This window comes from Vallitalea pronyensis, from assembly GCF_018141445.1.
GTDB lineage: Bacteria > Bacillota > Clostridia > Lachnospirales > Vallitaleaceae > Vallitalea > Vallitalea pronyensis.
Window position 1 is genome coordinate 628,463 of sequence record NZ_CP058649.1, and the last position, 18,896, is coordinate 647,358.

Sequence of the window (18,896 nt, forward strand, 5' to 3'; positions counted from 1 at the left end):
CCGACAAATATTATAGAAAACATAGTATAAATAAGTGGAGATGATTAGTGCATGAATAGTGTAACGTCGATATACTCTTCTAGGATTACCATAGATGAACCTGTGAAAAAAAATATGGGCTTTAGTGATGATATAATAACAGGTATTGTTATGGAAAAAAATGATAAAGGTACATTGGTAGACGTCATGGGAAAAGAAATCTTAGTCCCACCAAGTATCGATATCCTTGAAGAAAAAGGTGAAGCATGTACATTTAAGGTAGAGAAGCATGGGGAAGATGGTATACGATTAAAATATGAGACACATGCACCAAATCAATCTGTACCACCTAAAGGTCAAAGCTATATGAAAGCATGGCTAAAAAGACAAAACATGCCTGATTTTAGCTATGAAACATTAAATGCATTACAAGCTATGGGTCAAGACGAACAGACATCCTATCAAAAACTTATTAAAGAAACGAAAGAACAATTGGATAAAATCTTGGATAAAGCAGTGGACGAAGATATATTGAAGCTGTTGAGTAAGAACATGAGTCCAGAAAAGATGACCATTAAACTCTTTGAACATGCTATAACCAAAGAAAAATCAGAAGGTCAAATAGAAAAAAAAGAAGTCAAAGATATCGTTGAAAAAGAGTTAAATCGATTAGCTAAAATATTTGGCAGTAAAGAGGAAATGCGGTCTATCGTTAAAAAGTTAAAAGAAAAGAATCTTCCCGTTACGGAAGCAAACATATTCAAAATAAGGGGAGCGCTTAATAAATTTGATGCCATTAAAGAACTGAAAGATGAAGCGATTCTTAATGTATTAAAGAATAACATTGCTTTAACGGTGGAAAAGATTTATGAAGCCAAGTATAGCAGTGGACAAGTTGCTGAAAAAGAAAATACATATGGACAGCATCCAACGACAGGTCAACCACATGTCTCTGAAGAAACCCTTCAGGCATTAGAACCTCAGATTAAGAAAATTCTAGAAGATAATCAGATACCATTAAAAGATGAAAACATAGAAGCAGCAAAAACGTTTATTCGGCATGGCATGGAAATAACCAAGGAAAACATGACAAAATACATGAGCCTTAAACATATTGCTGAGGATATGGATAAGGAACAAATCATTCAAGAAAGTGTACAGAACATCATTGATGATAAACATATTAGTGACATTTCAATCATGGACCAGGAAGCAGCAGATTTCAAAGGAATAGATGCAGAGCGTTTGATAGAAGATATACCTAAGATTAGGGATAAACATATTGAAAGATTAATAAAAAGAGGTATGGATATTAGTCTTTATAATTTGCAAAAGTTAGTTCATAAAGACCCGTTATTAACGAGCCCCTCTCATGAACCAGAAGCGATACTTTCAGAAAATGAGCAGCAGCATATGATAACGGCTAAACGGCAACTTGAAGAAATACGATTGAAAATGACCCTAGAATCAGCCAATCGTTTCATCAAACATCAGATTCAAATCGATACAGCGCCTTTGGAAAAAGTCGTGGAGGATTTAAGACAGCTAGAGGCATTAAGCTATCGTCAAGCGTTAACAGCAGTGGGTGTAAAACCCAGTACAGAACGCATTAGTCAGATGCGGGAAGTCATGGATACCCTGAGTGGTTTAAAGCAATCCAGTGCCCATGTCCTTGGAAAAGTCTATCAGAAAGAAATTGAATTTACCCTAAAGGCTCTAAGTCAAGATACGTCGCAGAATGGTCTTTATCAACAACAGCCTATGGAGATGTATGAAAAGCTTGGTACAAAGCCAAGAGGTGACCTTGGGGATTATATAGGAAAGGCTTTTGGACAATTAGAAGGTATTCTGAAAGACCTTGGTATTCAACCAACACCAGAACACGTAAGGGCATCCAAAATACTAGCCCATAACGAAATAGAAATCAATGACCAAAACATCAACCATATAAAATTCCTTGATCAAAAAGTAACGGAAGTCCTGACAAAGCTTCATCCAACGGTTGTAGCAAGCATGTTGAAGGACAACATATCACCACTGGGTCAAACCATAGACGAAGTGCTGCAATACATGAATGACTTTCAAGACGATAATGGTGAAGATTTAACAGAGAAAATTGCAAAGTATATTCACAGCATGGATCAAGCAGGTGACTTGTCTAAGGAAGAACGGGAGAGCATGATTGGTATCTATCGTATGCTGCATACCATTGCAAAATCCGAGGGACGAGCTGTTGGTTTTCTTGCCAAACACGATATGAAATTGACCCTTAATAACCTGATGGAAGCGGCTAAGTATATCAGAAGAACAGGTGGAAAACGGACAGATATGAACATTACCATTGATGATAATTTTGGAGGTTTAGAAGAATTACGCTATCATGGTAAGCCTATTACCCAGCAAATTCAAGAAGCTTTTGAAAAGACAAGCATGACCACCACCAAGGGTAATCGACAATTCATTGAACAAATGATGGAATTAGATTTAGACATTACAGCAGATGGCCTTATTCATATGAAGGAGTTAGAAAATACCCTTAAAGAATTCATATTAAAGGCAACGCCCAGTGGTCTAAAAAAGATTCTGGAACAAGAAAATATCATGGATAAGCCTATAGAAGAAGTGCTAGAATTTCTTGAAAATAGTCAAGATGAGCAAATAGTGGACACCCAGCGTATTCGAGAACAGCTTATGGTGGCAAAAGAAGCCTCGTCAAAAGCCATAGCATTCTTAGAGAAGCTGCAATTACCCATCAATCTTAAAAATTTGCATACCATGGGACAATTGATGCAAGATAATCATGTGCTCAGTAAACAATTAAAAAAAGTTTTAGACACTACAGATCATCAGCATGTTTTAACAGAAGATATGAAGGCAGTTATTGGGGATGTTATTGAGCAATTAGGGCAGGGTCAGGATATGGACACGGCCTATGCAGAGCTTCAAAAGAAGATTGACGACATAGAAGAAGATAATCGATTCAAAATGGATGGGCAGCAATCAGTGGAATACATATGTACGGATATTAAGCGTATGTTAGATATGAATCAGATATTAGGTGATCAAGAGAATTTTTTACAGGTGCCTATTATCTTAAATGGTGAGATTAGCCAGTTAAACATGTATTATATCAATGAGCAAAAAGCAGATGATGAGCCCTTAAAAGTATTGGTATCCCTAGATACAAAGCATCTAGGTACTGTTCATGCCTATGTGGAGATGCAAGATGATCACCTTCATGTACAGATGTCATCATCCATAGAAGAAGAAACAAACTATCTAGAAGGGTTTGATAAAGACCTTAGAAATGTTCTAGAAGGCATGGGCTTCTCCCATGTGACCATGACCTATGGAGAAAATAAGGTGAAAGCACCTATTGATGTGCGTGAAGATAATATGCCAAATACAGCCAGACAGCATTTGGCAATGGGACATTTTGAACAACGTATATAGTCAAAGGTCTTATCATAGGAAAGAGGCGAGCATATGAAGGACATAACAAGAAAACAAAAACAAGAGGAACAACAAAAAGTGCTTGCATTAGCTAAAAAATTAGCTGAATACATAGGCGATATCGATGAGAAGCGACACCAGAAAATAATGAATAAGTCCTAAGGATGTATGCATAATTATTTTTAGAAAATGGTCGATACATATTATAGTAAATGTAATTCCAAATAGATTAACGGATATATGTATGTGACAACAGCGACTTAGAGCTTTAGGGTTAAAGTAAAGGAATTCATAAAAGTTAGAAAACTGAAATTGAGAAGGGATGGCAAATATGCGAATAAACCGTAATATACCTGCGCTGAAAGCGCTTCATCAATTAACCATGAACAACTCCAAATTAGATAAGAGTTTAGAAAGACTATCATCAGGATTACGTATTAATCACGCATCCGATGATGCAGCAGGACTTGCTATTACTCAGAAGATGAACACACAAATTAGAGGATTAGAACAAGCCAAACGTAATAGCATGGATGGTATATCCCTTATCCAGACAGCAGAAGGTGCCATGAATGAAGTGCATGCCATGTTACAGAGAATGCGTGAATTAGCTGTACAGGCGTCTAATGGGACTTATGACAGCGAGGATAGAAAAGCCCTTCAAAAGGAAGTTGATCAATTAAAGGATGAAATACAAAGAATATCCGATCAAATAGAGTTTAATGAGAAGAAATTGCTGAATGGGGATATTGACCAGAAAGCTTATGTGGATGATGATACTGTAGCAAAAATAATATCTACATCCGATACAGTTGAACCTGGGACTTATGAAATAGAAATTACCGGTGATGCAACAAAATCAAATATTTTAGGTAAAAGAATTACTTCAGTACCTGCTGCTATGACGCAAGGAGGTAAAATTATTCTTAATGGTGAAGAGGTTACAATTAATGTGGGAGATACACCTAATGATGTTTTTGATAAACTTAGAGACCTAGCTGAAAAGGTGGGTGCTGATCTCACTGCGTATGGAGTTGATGCAGGTGGTATTATAACGACAACTGCTGAAGCATACATAACTGGTGCAGATGTGCATTTAAAGTTTGAATCTAAACAATTTGGTGATGATTATCCTCTTACTCTTTCATCAGACAGTGGTGCTTTATTAGCGGAATTACAATTAGATAGCTTAACCCCTACACTAGGAGTGGATGTTCAAGCTAATATTATTACTACTAGTGATTTTGCAGTTACAGCCAGTATATCTGGCGATGGAAACAGAGTAACAGTAAAAGATGTGGATGGTTTTGAAATGCAGATAGAAGCTCAACCAGGAGCAGCAAGTTCAGGCGCAGTAAGTTCCATTATTTCAGTGTTAGATGCTGGTGCACTAACCCTTCAAATTGGTGCAAATGAAGGACAAGGCATGGAGGTTAGAATACCGAATCTATCACCGAAAGCATTAGGTATTGACACCCTTAATATGGCTACAGTCAGTGGGGCTCAACTAGCACTAGGGAAGATTAGTGCAGCGGTTAACAGAGTCTCTAATATACGTTCAAAACTAGGCGCTTACCAAAACCGATTAGAACATACAGTGAATAACTTAAGTGTATCCTCAGAGAGTATGACAGAAGCGATGTCTCGTATTCAAGACGCAGATATGGCTTATGAGATGGCTCAATATACCCAGCGTAATGTGATAGCCCAAGCGGGTACGTCCATGTTAGCTCAAGCCAATCAAAGGCCACAATCCATATTACAGTTACTCCAGAACTAGAGACAGTGTATAGGACCTGATTATGAGTAACGGACATATTTCACCTATGGAAAGGAAATGTATCATCATGACAGAGAGTACAGTGAAGTCCTATCAGAATCGCATCATACAAGCTAGTAAAGAACAGTTATTGGTCATTACCTATGAGCTTTTTATAGAAGAAATAATGAAAGCCCTTCAAGCGCTTCATGAGGATAAAGCAGAAGATTTTAATCGAACCATGGTTAAGGTTCATAAACTTCATCGTGAATTAACAGATAATCTAGACATGTCTTACCCTATTTCACGACAGCTTATGTCATTGTATATCTACATGAATAAAAAGCTGATAGAATCGTCTATAAAGCTTGAGAAAGAACCATTAACAGAAGTTAAGGTTCTAGCGGAGGTACTCTTAGAAGGTTTTCGTAAGGCTGCAACAGAGGAAAGTAGTGAATCCCTTGTCCAGAATGCTCAAAAGGTCTATGCAGGTTTAACCTATGGTAAAGGGACACTTAATGAAACCGTTGTTAACAGTATAAAAGATAGAGGGTTTAAAGCATAAAAGAGAAAAAGATGCCTTTTCTTATGGAAAGGGTATTTTTTTATGTCAATTTATACTTTTTCTTAGAAATTTATATGAATACCTTATATTATTTTCTTAAAAGGCTTGAACAATTGTAAAAATATGGTATAATAGTATTTAATTGGAAATGATTTACAATTAGGAGGGGGATCATGGCAGAAATTCGTTACATTATTTCAGATGCATCCAAGCAGTTAGACGTAGAACCCCATGTGTTACGTTACTGGGAAGAAGAACTGGAATTAGAGATTCCTAGAAATGAACTTGGACATCGGTATTTTCGGGCTGAAGATCTGAATACACTGAAGAATATAAAAAAGCTTAAGGATCAAGGTCTTCAATTAAAAGCCATTAAGATGTTATTACCAGGTATCTTAGAGGAGGACAAGCTTCCGAAACATGAAAGTGACCAAGATAGGACTAGCCATGAACTGACACATGGAAACCAAGTAACAACAGTTTTTAAGCAAGAAGAGAAAATGGAGGTGGCAAAACCTACAGGCAGCAAGCTTCAGCAATTTCAGATTTTTTTGAAGGATGTGCTTGAAGATGCTCTTAAGGAGAACAATGAAGAGTTAAAGGAAACATTAACAAAAGAAGTGGCAGGGGAAATGAGGTGTTTATTCAAAGAACGAGAAGCTTTAGAAGAAAGACGCTACAAAAAACTTGATGAAACCATAAGAGAGATGCAAAAAATGAGACAAGAGATAGCATCTTCATCAAGTCGAAAATTATTTAAATTTAGAAAAAATAAAATGGGATAGAGTTTCAAGGGATCGGTTGGAGTTTTAAAGATAAAAATATAAAAAGAGAGATAAAAATAAAAAAATGGGATTGGGTTAAAAAAGAACGTGAATCGATATATCGAGATATTAAAAAAGGAGCTGATGCTCCTTTTTATATCTTATCGTCAGCTTATCTGCTATTATTCTGGTTGTGGAGCGTCTACTGGACATACGCCTGCGCATGCGCCACAGTCGATACAAGTATCAGCGTTAATTACATATATAGCATCGCCTTCTGTAATCGCGTCTACTGGACATTCTGGTTCACAAGCTCCACATGAAATACATTCGTCATTAATAATAAATGCCATTCTCGAGCACCTCCTGAATTTTCTTATTGGAGCGAATATAACAAGAAATTATAGTCGCTCATGTTTATCATTGTATAAAACTTACAGCTACATTGTAAACCATTAGTAGCTATAATACAAGCATTAATTATAAAAAAATTGTAAATTTATATAGATGTCTAACCCGTGTAGAATGGGTATATTGACATGTTATAGAATCTTTAAGCCATCACATTGAGGCCATACTTTTTTAATATACCCATAGCTTGTTTCATGGATGCATCTGTGGGCTCTTGGGTATCTTTCAATTCATAAGTTAAGCCTAATTCTTCCCATTTGTATTCACCCATTTTATGAAAAGGTAATAATTCTACACGATCAATGTTGTCAAATTGACTAAGATACTTGCCAAGACCGTCTATATATGCCTCTTTATCACTTAGCCCAGGAACTAAGACATAACGAATCCATACTGATTTCTTCGTGTCACTGAGATATTGCATAAAGTTAAGGGTAGGGTCTAAGGATACACTGGTGATATATTGATACTGTTCTTTGTTATAACACTTAATATCTAACAGAACAAGGTCTGTATAATCCAGTACCTCTTTTACGTGGTCATTAAACACATAGCCAGATGTATCCAGAGCTGTATGGATCTGTTCTTCTTTACAGCGTTTCAATAATTCTTTTACAAAATGAGGTTGCAGGAGGGGTTCACCGCCAGTCACGGTAACACCACCTCCAGAAAATTTCATATAAGATGTATATTTTTTAATCTGCGTCATCACTGCTTCTACAGATGTTTCTTCGCCATCGCTTAATTTCCAAGTATCGGGATTATGACAATATTTACAACGTAATGGACAACCTTGCATAAAGATAACAAACCGAATGCCTGGGCCATCTACCGTACCACATGTTTCAATGGAGTGAATTTTACCTTTTGTATCCATGACATAACCTCCTTTTTTATGCTATAGAAAAACGAAGTGAATTTCTTAGGTGTGTTTGACCTAAGCTCTTTCATGGAATGTTCGATTAATAACATCCAACTGTTGTTCACGTGTCAGCTTGATAAAGTTAACAGCGTATCCGGATACACGAATGGTTAACTGTGGGTACTGTTCTGGATGTTCCATGGCATCTAATAAGGTTTCTTTATCGAATACGTTAACGTTAATATGGTGCCCTTTATCATGGAAATATCCGTCAAGCATACCAACCAGATTATCAATTCTTGATGTGTTATCTTTACCAAGAGCTTTTGGTACAATGGAGAAGGTGTAGGAAATACCATCTTCTGCATGCTCGTAAGGTAATTTTGCAACAGATGCCATGGATGCAATGGCACCATTTTTATCGCGACCGTGCATGGGGTTAGCGCCTGGTGCAAAAGGTTCCCCAGCTTTACGACCATCAGGTGTGCTGCCTGTTTTCTTACCATAGACAACGTTAGATGTAATGGTAAGAATGGACATGGTTGGAATAGAGTCACGGTATGTTTTATGTTTTCTTAGTTTATTCATAAAGTTTTCAACGATTTCGCTAGCTTCAAGGTCTACACGGTCATCGTTATTACCAAAAGCAGGGTAACTTCCTGGTTCTACTTCATAGTCAACGGCTAAACCAGCATCATTACGGATAATCTTTACTTTTGAATATTTAATAGCGGATAAGGAATCGGCTACAACAGATAGACCGGCAATACCACAAGCGGAGGTTCTTAAGACATCTTTGTCATGTAGAGCCATTTGTAAACGCTCATAGCAATACTTATCGTGCATGTAATGAATAATGTTTAATGTATTAATGTATAATTGAGCTAACCAATCCAGTACACCATCGAATTTACGTTTGATTTCTTCATAATCAAGGTATTCACTGGTAATGGGTGCCAATTCTGGTCCGATCTGCTCACCGGATTTTTCATCTTTACCACCGTTTATTGCATAGAGTAATGCTTTCGCAAGATTGGCACGAGCGCCAAAGAACTGCATTTGTTTACCAATCTTCATAGCGGATACACAACATGCAATACCATAATCATCACCATACCAGATGCGCATTAAATCGTCATTCTCGTATTGAATGGAACTGGTATCAATGGATGCTTTCGCACAGTACTTTTTAAAGTTTGATGGCAGCTGCTCCGACCATAAAACAGTTAAGTTTGGTTCAGGTGCAGGACCTAAGTTATAGAGTGTATGGAGCACACGATAACTGTTTTTAGTGACAAGGGTACGACCATCAATACCCATACCGCCGATGACTTCTGTTACCCAAGTAGGGTCACCAGAGAACAATTCGTTATAAGAAGGTGTTCTTAGGAATCTTACCATACGTAGCTTCATAACAAATTGGTCCATCAGTTCTTGGGCTTCTTTTTCTGTTAGGGTTCCCATGTGCAGGTCTCTTTCAATATAAATATCTAAGAAAGTGGATACACGGCCTAAGGACATGGCAGCACCATCTTGTTCTTTGATGGCACCAAGGTAGGCAAAGTAAGTCCATTGAATGGCTTCCTTCGCATTAGCAGCTGGTTTACTGATATCAAATCCATAAGCATCAGCCATGGCTTGTAATTGTTTGATGGCTTCCATTTGTTCTGAGATTTCTTCTCGAAGTACAATGACATTGGGTTCCATGTAATCCATTTCCAACTGCTTTTTCTCTTTTTTCTTATGTGCAATCAATTGGTCCGTTCCATAGAGGGCTACACGGCGATAGTCACCAATAATACGGCCACGACCATAGGCATCTGGAAGACCTGTTATAACGCCTGAACGTCTTGCTTGGCGCATGTTATCGGTATAGGCATCAAATACACCATCGTTATGGGTTTTACGATAATGGGTAAATATGTCATTGGTTTGCTCATTAAGCTTATAACCATAAGCTTCTAGCGCATTACGTACCACACGAATACCACCATAAGGCATTATACCACGTTTTAAAGGTTTATCCGTTTGAAATCCAACAATTTTTTCTAATGATTGGTCCACATAACCTGGTCCATGAGATGTAAGAGATGAGGGTATTTTTGTTTCTACATCTAAAATACCTTTACGATTTTCTTCATTTGTAAGTTCCGTTACTTTTTCCCACAGCTTGGTTGTAGCGTCTGTAGGTCCTGCCAAGAAAGAATCATCACCTGTATAAGGTGTGTAATTGGCTTGGATAAAGTCTCTGACGTCAATCTGTTTTTCCCAGTTTCCAGCATTAAAATTTTTCCAACTTTCATGCATATGAATGACCTCCTTGTATACTTGGTTATTATCTTCAATTTAGGTTTCTTTTATTTGATAAACTCTAAAAGAGTTTTAGTACGAATACATCATATATAAACCAGTAAAAATATCGTATCCTATATATAGAAGTTAAAATTCAAAAATAGGATTATTAATTATATGGACATTATATACTGGATACTGTATACACGTCAAGAGAATTTTATTAAATAATAATTATTAGTTAATAGTACATACCCATAGAATAGGTTGAATACACGGACATACCATGTTAGAATAGTATGAGGGGGTAAGCGTATGGGAAAGATGCCAATTAAATATATGCTGGTTAAAGAGGATATTGAGGGGCGCATTAGCAATGGAGAATACCGCTCTGGGCAACGCATTCCTTCAGAGAGAACCCTATGTACACAATTTAATATGAGCCGTATGACCGTCCGTCAAGCCATTAATGAATTGGTTAAAGAAGGGAAATTATATCGTGAAAAAGGAAGAGGTACATTTGTATCGTCACCTCATTTTTTACAGAGGAATGTTAAAAGTTTTACAGATACTCTGCGAGAAAGGGGATTTACACCTTGTACGCAGATTTTAGAATTTTCTACTGTTTTTAATCTAAAAGAGATTAGTAAACTGATGGATGTGCCTTATGAGACCAAGTTCTATAAATTGAAACGTTTGCGATTAGGTAATGATTTGCCCATGGCTCTTGAAACCGTTTACATAGAAAAAGAAAAATGCCCCGATTTGGACCAGTATGATGTTAAGGAATCACTCTATGAAGTATTAGAAAAACAGTATCATTATAAGGTGGAAAATATTTCCTGTGATATGGATGCATGTATAGCCAACACATTTATGATGAATACTTTTCATATGCAGAAAAAAGGTGCTCTGTTAAAAGTTACAGGCATCACCTATATAGAAGGTAATGAAAAACTCTTCTTTGAAGAATCTTATTATCGCCCTGATCTCTATAAATATCATGTGGACATTTATCGGAGGGTATAAGTAAGATAAAATTATGTTTGTCAATTAATTAAATATATATTATAATGGGTATACCCTAGATTATAAGGAGGTCAAAGATATGGCAAAAGTAACAAAAGATATGATTATTGCTGATATTATAGCGGTAGATCAAGGTATCATACCGATTCTATTAGAAGCTGGGATGCATTGTGTTGGATGCCCTTCTGCTCAAGGTGAGACACTTGAAGAGGCTGCTTTTGTGCATGGCATGGATATAGACGATTTAATGGGAAAAATCAATGCACATTTAGAAGGCAAATAATCACATTAGAAAACTGTATAATTTTACAGCATAAATAAAGGGGTAGTCTTATGATCGTAAGGCTGCCCCTTCATTTCGTGTATAATCTTTTAACTTTCTTCATCGTAAGCTTTATAGCTTGGATAACACTTGAATAGCTTTTTCTTTGATGATGACATCGTAGTGTTCTTGTAAAAAAGCTTCCATAACGTGGGAAACGGTTATTTTTTTTCCATATTCAGAGAGTAAGCCGTGAAGACCTACAAAGGCATCTTGGGTATCCTCTGATTTACGCAATACTAAATAATACTCATTAGACTGTTCATTTTTATACAATGAATTGACACCATCATATATTGGTAATATAATCTTAGCAATTTTTGTTACTTCATTAAGGGTTTTAAACATATAAATCAATTGTTTTATATCTGTCGACTTACCAGTATCAACAACCTCTTCTTGGTCTGATTCTTTCTTTTTGAACTTACGAACATTTTGTTTGGGTATGGATGCAAATTTGTCATCCAGTTCATCGGGGTTATCCACTTTGGTAATGACCAACATAATACTGTCACCTGATAGGGGTATGGCCTCAATCATTAAAGGTACATTCTCAGCTTCAAAACCAAATTCATCTGAAGCTTTAGCCATCATATCCTTGAATAGTTCTTGAGCTTTTTCTGTACCATATGCTAGCTCACTAATTTTAATCTGTCTTGTTGACAAATCTGTTTTATTTAAAGTACACCGTATTTGCGCATTACTGATTTTTTCAATTTTCATAGTATCACTTCCTTCTATTTGACATATGGATGTCTAGGTGCTTACTAAAAAGAAAGTTGCAATGAGATTATTCTTTTATAAATTGTTATGCCTAAGCGATTATCGTTGCATCAACCTTATTCTTTTTGACGGGCTATATATATTTGGAATACATGGGAATGTACAAAAGAATAGAGGACATAATCATAATGGAAAATGCTTAGGTGCTAGAGTGCTTAGGTGGGTTACAACATATAAATGATCTCTTATGTATAGTATAATAGAAAAGTGGGTAAAATGTAAAGAGGATATTGCTGTCATTTTGCAGTCGAATATTTTTTGAAAAAAAATAAAAAATGTTCGATTTTCTATTGATTTTATGTTTTGAATCTGTTAAAATTTTAAAGGATTATGCCTATAAGGATGTTAATCCAACCATAATTGATAGAAGGTGATATGATGGGTAATAATAAGTACGATGTTATAATCGTCGGCGGCGGTCCAGCAGGTATTTTCGCTGCGATGGAGCTAATTAATCAAGATGACCATCTAAAAGTTTTATTGGTTGAAAAGGGTAGAAGCATTGTAAAACGCCATTGCCCTAGTGCAGAAAAAGGTACAAAATGTGTTCGTTGTAATCCGTGTTCCATTGTGACAGGATGGGGTGGTGCTGGTGCATTTTCAGATGGCAAATTAACCTTAACAACGGCTTTTGGCGGTGTTTTGGATGAATATATGTCTAAGGAAGCGTTAATGGAATTGATTCATTATGTCGATGATATTTACGTGAAATTCGGTGGCACACAAGAAGTACACGGGAATGATGAGGACAAAATATACCCCATTGCAAAAGCATGTGCAGCAGCAGATATTACGCTTATTCCAGCTAGTGTAAAACACCTTGGCACAGATAAGTGCTTTGACATATTAAGGAAAATGGAAGAATTTTTAACCGATAAAATCGACATTGTTTTCGGGAAAAAAGTCCATGAAATTCTCGTAGAGAATAAAAAAGTGACAGGCATTAAGCTTGATGATGACCATATATATGAAGCAAACCATGTAATTGTAGTTCCTGGTCGAGAAGGATCCGATTGGTTCTACCAAGAATCTAAACGATTAGGGCTTAAATCAAAAAATAATGCAGTGGACATTGGTGTTCGTGTTGAATTACCAGCTGTTGTCATGAAGGATATAACGGATGATCTGTACGAATCCAAGATGATTTATTATACTAATTCTTTTGATGACCGGGTGCGGACATTTTGTATGAATCCCTTTGGGAAAGTCGTTGTAGAAAATAACGATGGGTTAAAAACAGTTAATGGCCACAGTTATGCAGACAAACGCTCTGACAATACCAATTTTGCACTATTAGTCAGTAAAAACTTTACGGAGCCATTTAATGCACCCATTGAGTATGGTAAGTATATCGCTACTTTATCCAATATGATATCTGGTGGCGTTATTGTACAGCGCCTCGGTGATTTGTTAGATGGGCGAAGGACCACAGCAGAACGCCTTAAGAGAGGTCTGGTAAGACCAACGCTCAAGGATGCTGTTCCAGGTGATCTTAGTCTTGTACTTCCTTATCGTTTCTTAACTGCTATTAAAGAAATGTTACAGGCTATGGACAAGGTGGCACCTGGTGTTTATTCCAAGCATACGTTACTGTATGGTGTGGAAGTGAAGTTTTATTCCTCAAGAATAGAACTTACGGAACAACTTGAAACGGAAATAGAGAATCTGTTTGCGGCAGGTGATGGTGCAGGTGTAACAAGAGGGCTTGCTCAGGCTTCTGCGTCAGGTGTCATCGCTGCAAGAGAAATTATAGACCGAAGGGGGTAATAATATGTCAGCAAAAGTTATTATCGGCGCACAATGGGGCGACGAAGGAAAAGCAAAAATCATCGATATTTTATCAGAGGAAGCAGATGTAGTCATCCGTTCACAAGGTGGCAATAATGCAGGACATACCGTTGCAGTTAATGACGAAGTATATAAATTTCACTTGGTACCATCGGGTGTTCTATACCCTGGGACAGAGTGTATTGTAGGTAATGGAGTTGTTATTGATCCAAAAGGCATCTTAGAAGAAATTGATCATTTACATGAAAAAGGCATCAGCACAGATCAGCTTAAGATTAGTTTAAGAGCACATTTGGTTATGCCTTATCACAAGACCCTTGATGGTATAAAAGAAGATTACCGTGGTGATGGTGATATTGGAACCACAAAAAAAGGTATTGGACCATGTTACATGGATAAAGCTGAACGTTCTGGGATACGCGTATGTGATTACCTTAATGGAGAGCTGTTTGCCAGTAAAATTAAAGAAAACGTAGCCATTAAAAATGCTATGATCAAACACGTTTATCATCAAGATGTGCAATTTGATGCAGAGGCAGTGATTGAAGAATACAAAGGTTATATGGCAAGATTGAAGCCATACTTTGCAGATACAACGGTTCTGGCTTACGAGGCGATTACATCTGGTAAGAAAGTATTATTTGAAGGGGCTCAGGGTACATTACTTGATATCGATCTTGGTACATACCCTTATGTAACATCTTCTCACCCCATAACAGGTGGCGTGTGCGTAGGTGCAGGTATTGGACCTACCATGATTGGTGAGTGTATTGGTGTTATGAAAGGTTATGTAACCCGAGTAGGTAAAGGTCCATTCCCAACAGAGTTATTTGATGAGACAGGTGACATGATTCGAAATGTTGGCCATGAGTTCGGTACAACCACAGGTCGTCCTAGACGTTGTGGATGGTTCGATGCTGTTATTGGTAAGTTTGCTGTAAGAACAAGTGGTCTTACAAGCATAGCATTGAATAAAATTGATGTATTGGCTAACATTGATAAAATTAAAATATGTGTGGCTTATAAAAAAGATGGGGAGATGGTCAAAGATTTCCCAGCAAGCTTAGAAGATTTGGCTAAATGTGAGCCAGTCTATGAAGAAATGGACGGATGGGGCGAAATCGATCATATTCGTACTTATGATGCATTGCCAGAGACAGCAAAAGCATATGTTAAGCGTGTTGAAGAATTATGTGGAGCTAAAGTGACCATGGTAGGTGTAGGTCCTAACAGGGATCAGAATATTTATGTGAATGCTTGATAGGAGTAGTGCACATAGTGGTTGTTGAGCGTTACCTAGGATTATAAGGTATTATGCTAAAATTAAGCATGACTGGAAGTTTTATATGCTATAAAAAATAAAAGGGTTATTCTGCCCTTATAGTAAGATGATGTGTGATAAAAGGGTATCTAAATAAGTTGGAACTTATTTAGATACCCTTTTCTTCTATTATAGGAATTTATTTGTATAAACATGAAAGCTATTCTAATGCACGGTGTAAGTATTTTTTATGGAAAATCCCTTTTACTATTTGGGTGGCTTTTACCACTTACGATGATACTTATAATAAGCATCACGGTCATCAATGGTAATGGTAACATTATGCTGTTTGACCGTTCCATTACTGTAGTAGACTGTAAATTGGAAAGTAAGGTCTTCAGGACTTGGCCTTCCCCAACGGTAAATCATCGTATTATTCCATAGTTCACCTGACCATCTATTGGTGGAGCTACTTAGTGGTGATAGATTCATTTGATAGGGTTGAGGTGATATTCTGGCAGGTTCAATGATATGAACACTTACTTTGGAAACCGTTAAACGGCTGTCTGCATGGATAGCCGTTGTTTGAGCACTTAACATAAAGCGTTCCCCTGCCCAGTATGTGTCATAGGTTCTAGGGTCATCATCTTTACCTGTCATAGCAAGATTGTATTTTATACGATTATCATTCCACTGAGGATGATGGTCAACTTGACCAGTTATGGATAGTGGTGAAGGTGCAATGATGGCTGTATCTGTAGCTGTGCCGCCATTCTTGTCGTCCACTAACACATGAAGGTCATAATTACCTGGTGTCATATGATCCATAAGAAGTACTTCAAGAAGTTCATAGTTATTGGTTATATTGGGTGATTGGGTATAGGTCTTAGGATAACCCTCTCCTGTTAAGGGTTGACCGTCTTTGGACAGGTTTACGGTTACGCTTAATGTATCCAAATCCACATCGTTTACTTGAATATTAGCATATACCTTGTCCCCCTCATAGATAAAGGATGGGTCTGTGCCTAAGATGTTAACTGTTGGAGGTGTATTACGGGTAAAGTAAAAGTTATGTGCATCTACTTCCCAATTACCGTTAGGTGTGGTAGCTCTAAATTCTGCCACATAGTTACCTTCACTAATATAACTTCGATCTTCTTTGTAATCCAGTGTCCAATATTTAGTATTACCCACTGTTTTTGAGTAGACTAAATTACTTGTTCGCTCATATGACGTACCTTTATATAAGGTTACCTTCACATCATTTACATAAATACTTGTCGTGGCTGTCAGTGTCGTTGTACGGTCATAAGTGACTTTACTATCTATTGACCCTAGTAAATTAATAGGGGTACTGACAACAACTGTAAAGGCTTCCTGATCTGTTTTAAGAGCGTTACTAGCATCTGTAGCTTTTACAATGACCTTATACGTCCCATCTGCCAACGTTTCAGGGATGTTAATTGCCTTATTTACCCAGTAAAACTTATTGCCGTTCTGCGATACATAGCTTGTGTTATTGGAGTGTGTACGTATTAAACTGGTGACTAGGCTATTTGAACTATTATACAGTGCCATATCCACGTAATGAAGCTTATTGAATATGGTTTTAACATCATATGCTAATAAATTCTCTGATGCAGGAATGCTAGAAATTGAAAACGTGCTATCTTCGGTCTTTAGAGAAGCGTCAAGCTCTATAGGTGGGTCTGCTGATATGATAAAGGTTACAGGTTCACTCCATGCCCCTTCAATGTCCTGTACTTTGTACTTAACAATGTATTCCACGTCTTTTCCGCCTTCTACTGCTGCAAGGGTACTTGGTATCATACCAGGTGTGTATTGGCTATCTGTGATTCTTTTCCACTCATACATATCATCTTGGATACCTTTGTTTGCCATGTCCATATGATCTAGGTCGTAACCTGTACCATTTACACCGTTAATAACCCATTGATTGTTGCTAAGACTGGCATTAATGGTTAAGTTGGCGATTGGTGTACGGTGTACAAGAAGCTGTATAAGGTTCTTATTGCCCCATTTTCGATAGTTATCAAATCTAGTTTCACTTGCAGCAACAGGGGTGTCCTGTGCTTGGTATTCCAAGGTGTACTGACCAACTTCATGGAAGCCATTCTTTGTGCTTGCTGTTTGACCGATAATATCGGGGATACCGTTAGGGTTGGTAAACATGCTGTTATCAAAGGCACTGAATACGAACCTGTCCGTGTATTTTTCATCACCTTCGTAGTCATCAAAGATAAATTCATAATCCACATTGTCTTCATCTGCTAGGATGCAGACAGAGGATGCAACAACATTTTCTAGCGGTAGTAAATAGTCCGTACTTGTAGGTGCTTTACTATGGATGGCATCATCATAAATAAATATCAGTTGGTTACCTTCCACGACAATGTCAATGATTTCAGGTTTAGAACTATCTATCTGGACGATACTTGATGATGGTTTTGACACATTTTTACCGTTATCTACTGCAAACAACCGATAGGAGCCATTCACATCCGGTACAGTAAACGTTGATTTGTTGATACCATCACCAATTTTTACACCTTTATCATTAGATACAGCGTCTAAAACATCATTATAAACATTGTACGTCATAATATTTTTCAATAAATATACTTCACTTTGTTCATTGGTGGTAACCGCTAAATTGTTCCCCCCCTTCAGAACAAAGGTATCTTCTGTTGATATAGTAGGTTTAACTCGGTCAATATATATCGGAAATCTTTTATAAGTTCCACCTTTATAGTGGTCGAAAATTCTCACATACATATAACCACTCGTATCGGTTGGTAACTCATTTGCATTAAATGTAAGGGTATAGTCATCACTCTGTCCACTTGTAGCGTTTGGTATAGCAATGAACTTCGATTTTTTAGCAATACTTTGATAACTGCTGTTCAATAATTCGGCTTCTATAGTGATATCATCTTGCTCAATATCCCACACTTTGCCTTTAACGGTTATGGAATGGCTGTCGTTTCCATTGATGTAATTTCTGTCAAGTTCCGCTGTTAGGTTAGGTGAATTGTTGAGATAGATATAGTTGCTATGTTCTACGTGTGCTGACTTAGGATCACCATGAGAATAATACCCTCTGGTATAGACATAACACTTCACATACACATTTAATTTCATGGGATTATTTTGGCTAGTGTAATCGTGTTTTCGTACGATGGTGGTTTTTTCTACGCCATCATAGTACTTGGTGTGTCCATCACCACGTGATGTTCCAGAAAATCTGTCATAACTGATATTCGTCCCATTAATTCTAAAGTAGGTGTCATCACTACAACTATAATCATCATAGCTGTAGGCTCGTAGCTCTCCTTTTGCTTTGAATTTTATTTCCCAATATGTATCATCACCATCATAGGTTCTTATGTCCAATATCTCTAAGGTGATACCTGTACACTCCGCAAATATTGTGCGACTGCCTTTTACAGCAGTTTTCTTCATGGCAGGTATGTTATAGGTATACTGGGTCTGTAGGGGTTCTCGACCTGTCCAAGTAATAGTACTACTGGCATACGAAGGTATATTGATTGTTATAAAGATGATAAATAACATACCAATAAGAAGTTTATGCTTCATATCTGTTCAC

At 37.2% G+C, this 18,896-nt stretch carries 14 protein-coding genes; 9 read left to right on the forward strand and 5 right to left on the reverse strand.

The features are described 5' to 3' along the window. Positions 1-51 precede the first annotated feature (51 nt). The 5 genes from HZI73_RS02630 to HZI73_RS02645 all read left to right on the forward strand — a co-directional run bounded on the left by HZI73_RS02630 (position 52) and on the right by HZI73_RS02645 (position 6,541). On the forward strand, positions 52-3,432 hold the full coding sequence (locus HZI73_RS02630; protein ID WP_212696708.1) for a DUF6240 domain-containing protein: 3,381 nt from the start codon (positions 52-54) through the stop codon (positions 3,430-3,432). 33 nt (positions 3,433-3,465) lie between these two features. Then, entirely contained in the window at positions 3,466-3,594 is a 129-nt protein-coding gene (locus HZI73_RS26615) for a hypothetical protein (protein ID WP_281418852.1), read from the forward strand. A gap of 169 nt (positions 3,595-3,763) precedes the next feature. After that, positions 3,764-5,212 carry a flagellin N-terminal helical domain-containing protein gene (locus tag HZI73_RS26620; RefSeq protein ID WP_212696709.1) on the forward strand — a complete coding sequence of 483 codons (1,449 nt, stop codon included), beginning with the start codon at positions 3,764-3,766 and terminating at the stop codon, positions 5,210-5,212. Positions 5,213-5,234: 22 nt separating this feature from the next. Then, positions 5,235-5,756: a flagellar export chaperone FliS gene (locus HZI73_RS02640; protein WP_212696710.1), complete on the forward strand. Its 522-nt coding sequence runs from the start codon at positions 5,235-5,237 to the stop codon at positions 5,754-5,756. A gap of 173 nt (positions 5,757-5,929) precedes the next feature. After that, positions 5,930-6,541: a MerR family transcriptional regulator gene (locus tag HZI73_RS02645; RefSeq protein WP_212696711.1), complete on the forward strand. Its 612-nt coding sequence runs from the start codon at positions 5,930-5,932 to the stop codon at positions 6,539-6,541. A 161-nt stretch (positions 6,542-6,702) separates the two neighbouring features. Here HZI73_RS02645 and HZI73_RS02650 read toward each other — a convergent pair whose 3' ends face one another. The 3 genes from HZI73_RS02650 to pflB all read right to left on the reverse strand — a co-directional run bounded on the left by HZI73_RS02650 (position 6,703) and on the right by pflB (position 10,100). Next, complete coding sequence (locus HZI73_RS02650; protein WP_212696712.1) at positions 6,703-6,873, reverse strand: 4Fe-4S binding protein; 171 nt, start codon at positions 6,871-6,873, stop codon at positions 6,703-6,705. A 200-nt stretch (positions 6,874-7,073) separates the two neighbouring features. Continuing rightward, positions 7,074-7,808 carry a pyruvate formate-lyase-activating protein gene (gene pflA / locus HZI73_RS02655; RefSeq protein WP_212696713.1) on the reverse strand — a complete coding sequence of 245 codons (735 nt, stop codon included), beginning with the start codon at positions 7,806-7,808 and terminating at the stop codon, positions 7,074-7,076. A 60-nt stretch (positions 7,809-7,868) separates the two neighbouring features. Beyond that, positions 7,869-10,100 (reverse strand): formate C-acetyltransferase, encoded by a 2,232-nt coding sequence (gene pflB / locus HZI73_RS02660; protein WP_212696714.1) that lies wholly within the window; start codon positions 10,098-10,100, stop codon positions 7,869-7,871. A 300-nt stretch (positions 10,101-10,400) separates the two neighbouring features. Between pflB and HZI73_RS02665 the strand changes: the two genes are divergently transcribed. Together HZI73_RS02665 and HZI73_RS02670 are read left to right on the forward strand one after the other, a co-directional pair. After that, positions 10,401-11,114 carry a GntR family transcriptional regulator gene (locus HZI73_RS02665; RefSeq protein ID WP_212696715.1) on the forward strand — a complete coding sequence of 238 codons (714 nt, stop codon included), beginning with the start codon at positions 10,401-10,403 and terminating at the stop codon, positions 11,112-11,114. 79 nt (positions 11,115-11,193) lie between these two features. Further along, positions 11,194-11,397: a DUF1858 domain-containing protein gene (locus HZI73_RS02670; RefSeq protein WP_212696716.1), complete on the forward strand. Its 204-nt coding sequence runs from the start codon at positions 11,194-11,196 to the stop codon at positions 11,395-11,397. Between the two features lie 111 nt (positions 11,398-11,508). Here the strand turns inward: HZI73_RS02670 and HZI73_RS02675 are convergent, their stop codons facing one another. Then, positions 11,509-12,159: an adaptor protein MecA gene (locus HZI73_RS02675; RefSeq protein ID WP_212696717.1), complete on the reverse strand. Its 651-nt coding sequence runs from the start codon at positions 12,157-12,159 to the stop codon at positions 11,509-11,511. 435 nt (positions 12,160-12,594) lie between these two features. Between HZI73_RS02675 and HZI73_RS02680 the strand changes: the two genes are divergently transcribed. Continuing rightward, the gene (locus HZI73_RS02680) at positions 12,595-13,986 is read left to right on the forward strand and encodes an NAD(P)/FAD-dependent oxidoreductase (RefSeq protein WP_330619682.1); all 1,392 of its coding nucleotides are present in this window, start codon (positions 12,595-12,597) and stop codon (positions 13,984-13,986) included. Positions 13,987-13,990: 4 nt separating this feature from the next. After that, positions 13,991-15,268, forward strand: a complete 1,278-nt coding sequence (locus HZI73_RS02685; protein WP_212696718.1) for an adenylosuccinate synthase — start codon at positions 13,991-13,993, stop codon at positions 15,266-15,268. Positions 15,269-15,550: 282 nt separating this feature from the next. Here the strand turns inward: HZI73_RS02685 and HZI73_RS02690 are convergent, their stop codons facing one another. Beyond that, a complete protein-coding gene (locus HZI73_RS02690; RefSeq protein ID WP_212696719.1) occupies positions 15,551-18,886 on the reverse strand; it encodes a hypothetical protein in 3,336 nt (1,111 codons plus the stop codon). Positions 18,887-18,896 lie beyond the last annotated feature (10 nt).

What these genes read in the sequence shown, in the direction of transcription:
- HZI73_RS02630 (WP_212696708.1), top strand. Translation starts at nt 52, where the DNA reads ATGAATAGTGTAACGTCGATATACTCTTCTAGGATTACCATAGATGAA.
- HZI73_RS26615 (WP_281418852.1), top strand. Translation starts at nt 3,466, where the DNA reads ATGAAGGACATAACAAGAAAACAAAAACAAGAGGAACAACAAAAAGTG.
- HZI73_RS26620 (WP_212696709.1), top strand. Translation starts at nt 3,764, where the DNA reads ATGCGAATAAACCGTAATATACCTGCGCTGAAAGCGCTTCATCAATTA.
- HZI73_RS02640 (WP_212696710.1), top strand. Translation starts at nt 5,235, where the DNA reads ATGAGTAACGGACATATTTCACCTATGGAAAGGAAATGTATCATCATG.
- HZI73_RS02645 (WP_212696711.1), top strand. Translation starts at nt 5,930, where the DNA reads ATGGCAGAAATTCGTTACATTATTTCAGATGCATCCAAGCAGTTAGAC.
- HZI73_RS02650 (WP_212696712.1), bottom strand. Translation starts at nt 6,873, where the DNA reads ATGGCATTTATTATTAATGACGAATGTATTTCATGTGGAGCTTGTGAA.
- pflA (WP_212696713.1), bottom strand. Translation starts at nt 7,808, where the DNA reads ATGGATACAAAAGGTAAAATTCACTCCATTGAAACATGTGGTACGGTA.
- pflB (WP_212696714.1), bottom strand. Translation starts at nt 10,100, where the DNA reads ATGCATGAAAGTTGGAAAAATTTTAATGCTGGAAACTGGGAAAAACAG.
- HZI73_RS02665 (WP_212696715.1), top strand. Translation starts at nt 10,401, where the DNA reads ATGGGAAAGATGCCAATTAAATATATGCTGGTTAAAGAGGATATTGAG.
- HZI73_RS02670 (WP_212696716.1), top strand. Translation starts at nt 11,194, where the DNA reads ATGGCAAAAGTAACAAAAGATATGATTATTGCTGATATTATAGCGGTA.
- HZI73_RS02675 (WP_212696717.1), bottom strand. Translation starts at nt 12,159, where the DNA reads ATGAAAATTGAAAAAATCAGTAATGCGCAAATACGGTGTACTTTAAAT.
- HZI73_RS02680 (WP_330619682.1), top strand. Translation starts at nt 12,595, where the DNA reads ATGATGGGTAATAATAAGTACGATGTTATAATCGTCGGCGGCGGTCCA.
- HZI73_RS02685 (WP_212696718.1), top strand. Translation starts at nt 13,991, where the DNA reads ATGTCAGCAAAAGTTATTATCGGCGCACAATGGGGCGACGAAGGAAAA.
- HZI73_RS02690 (WP_212696719.1), bottom strand. Translation starts at nt 18,886, where the DNA reads ATGAAGCATAAACTTCTTATTGGTATGTTATTTATCATCTTTATAACA.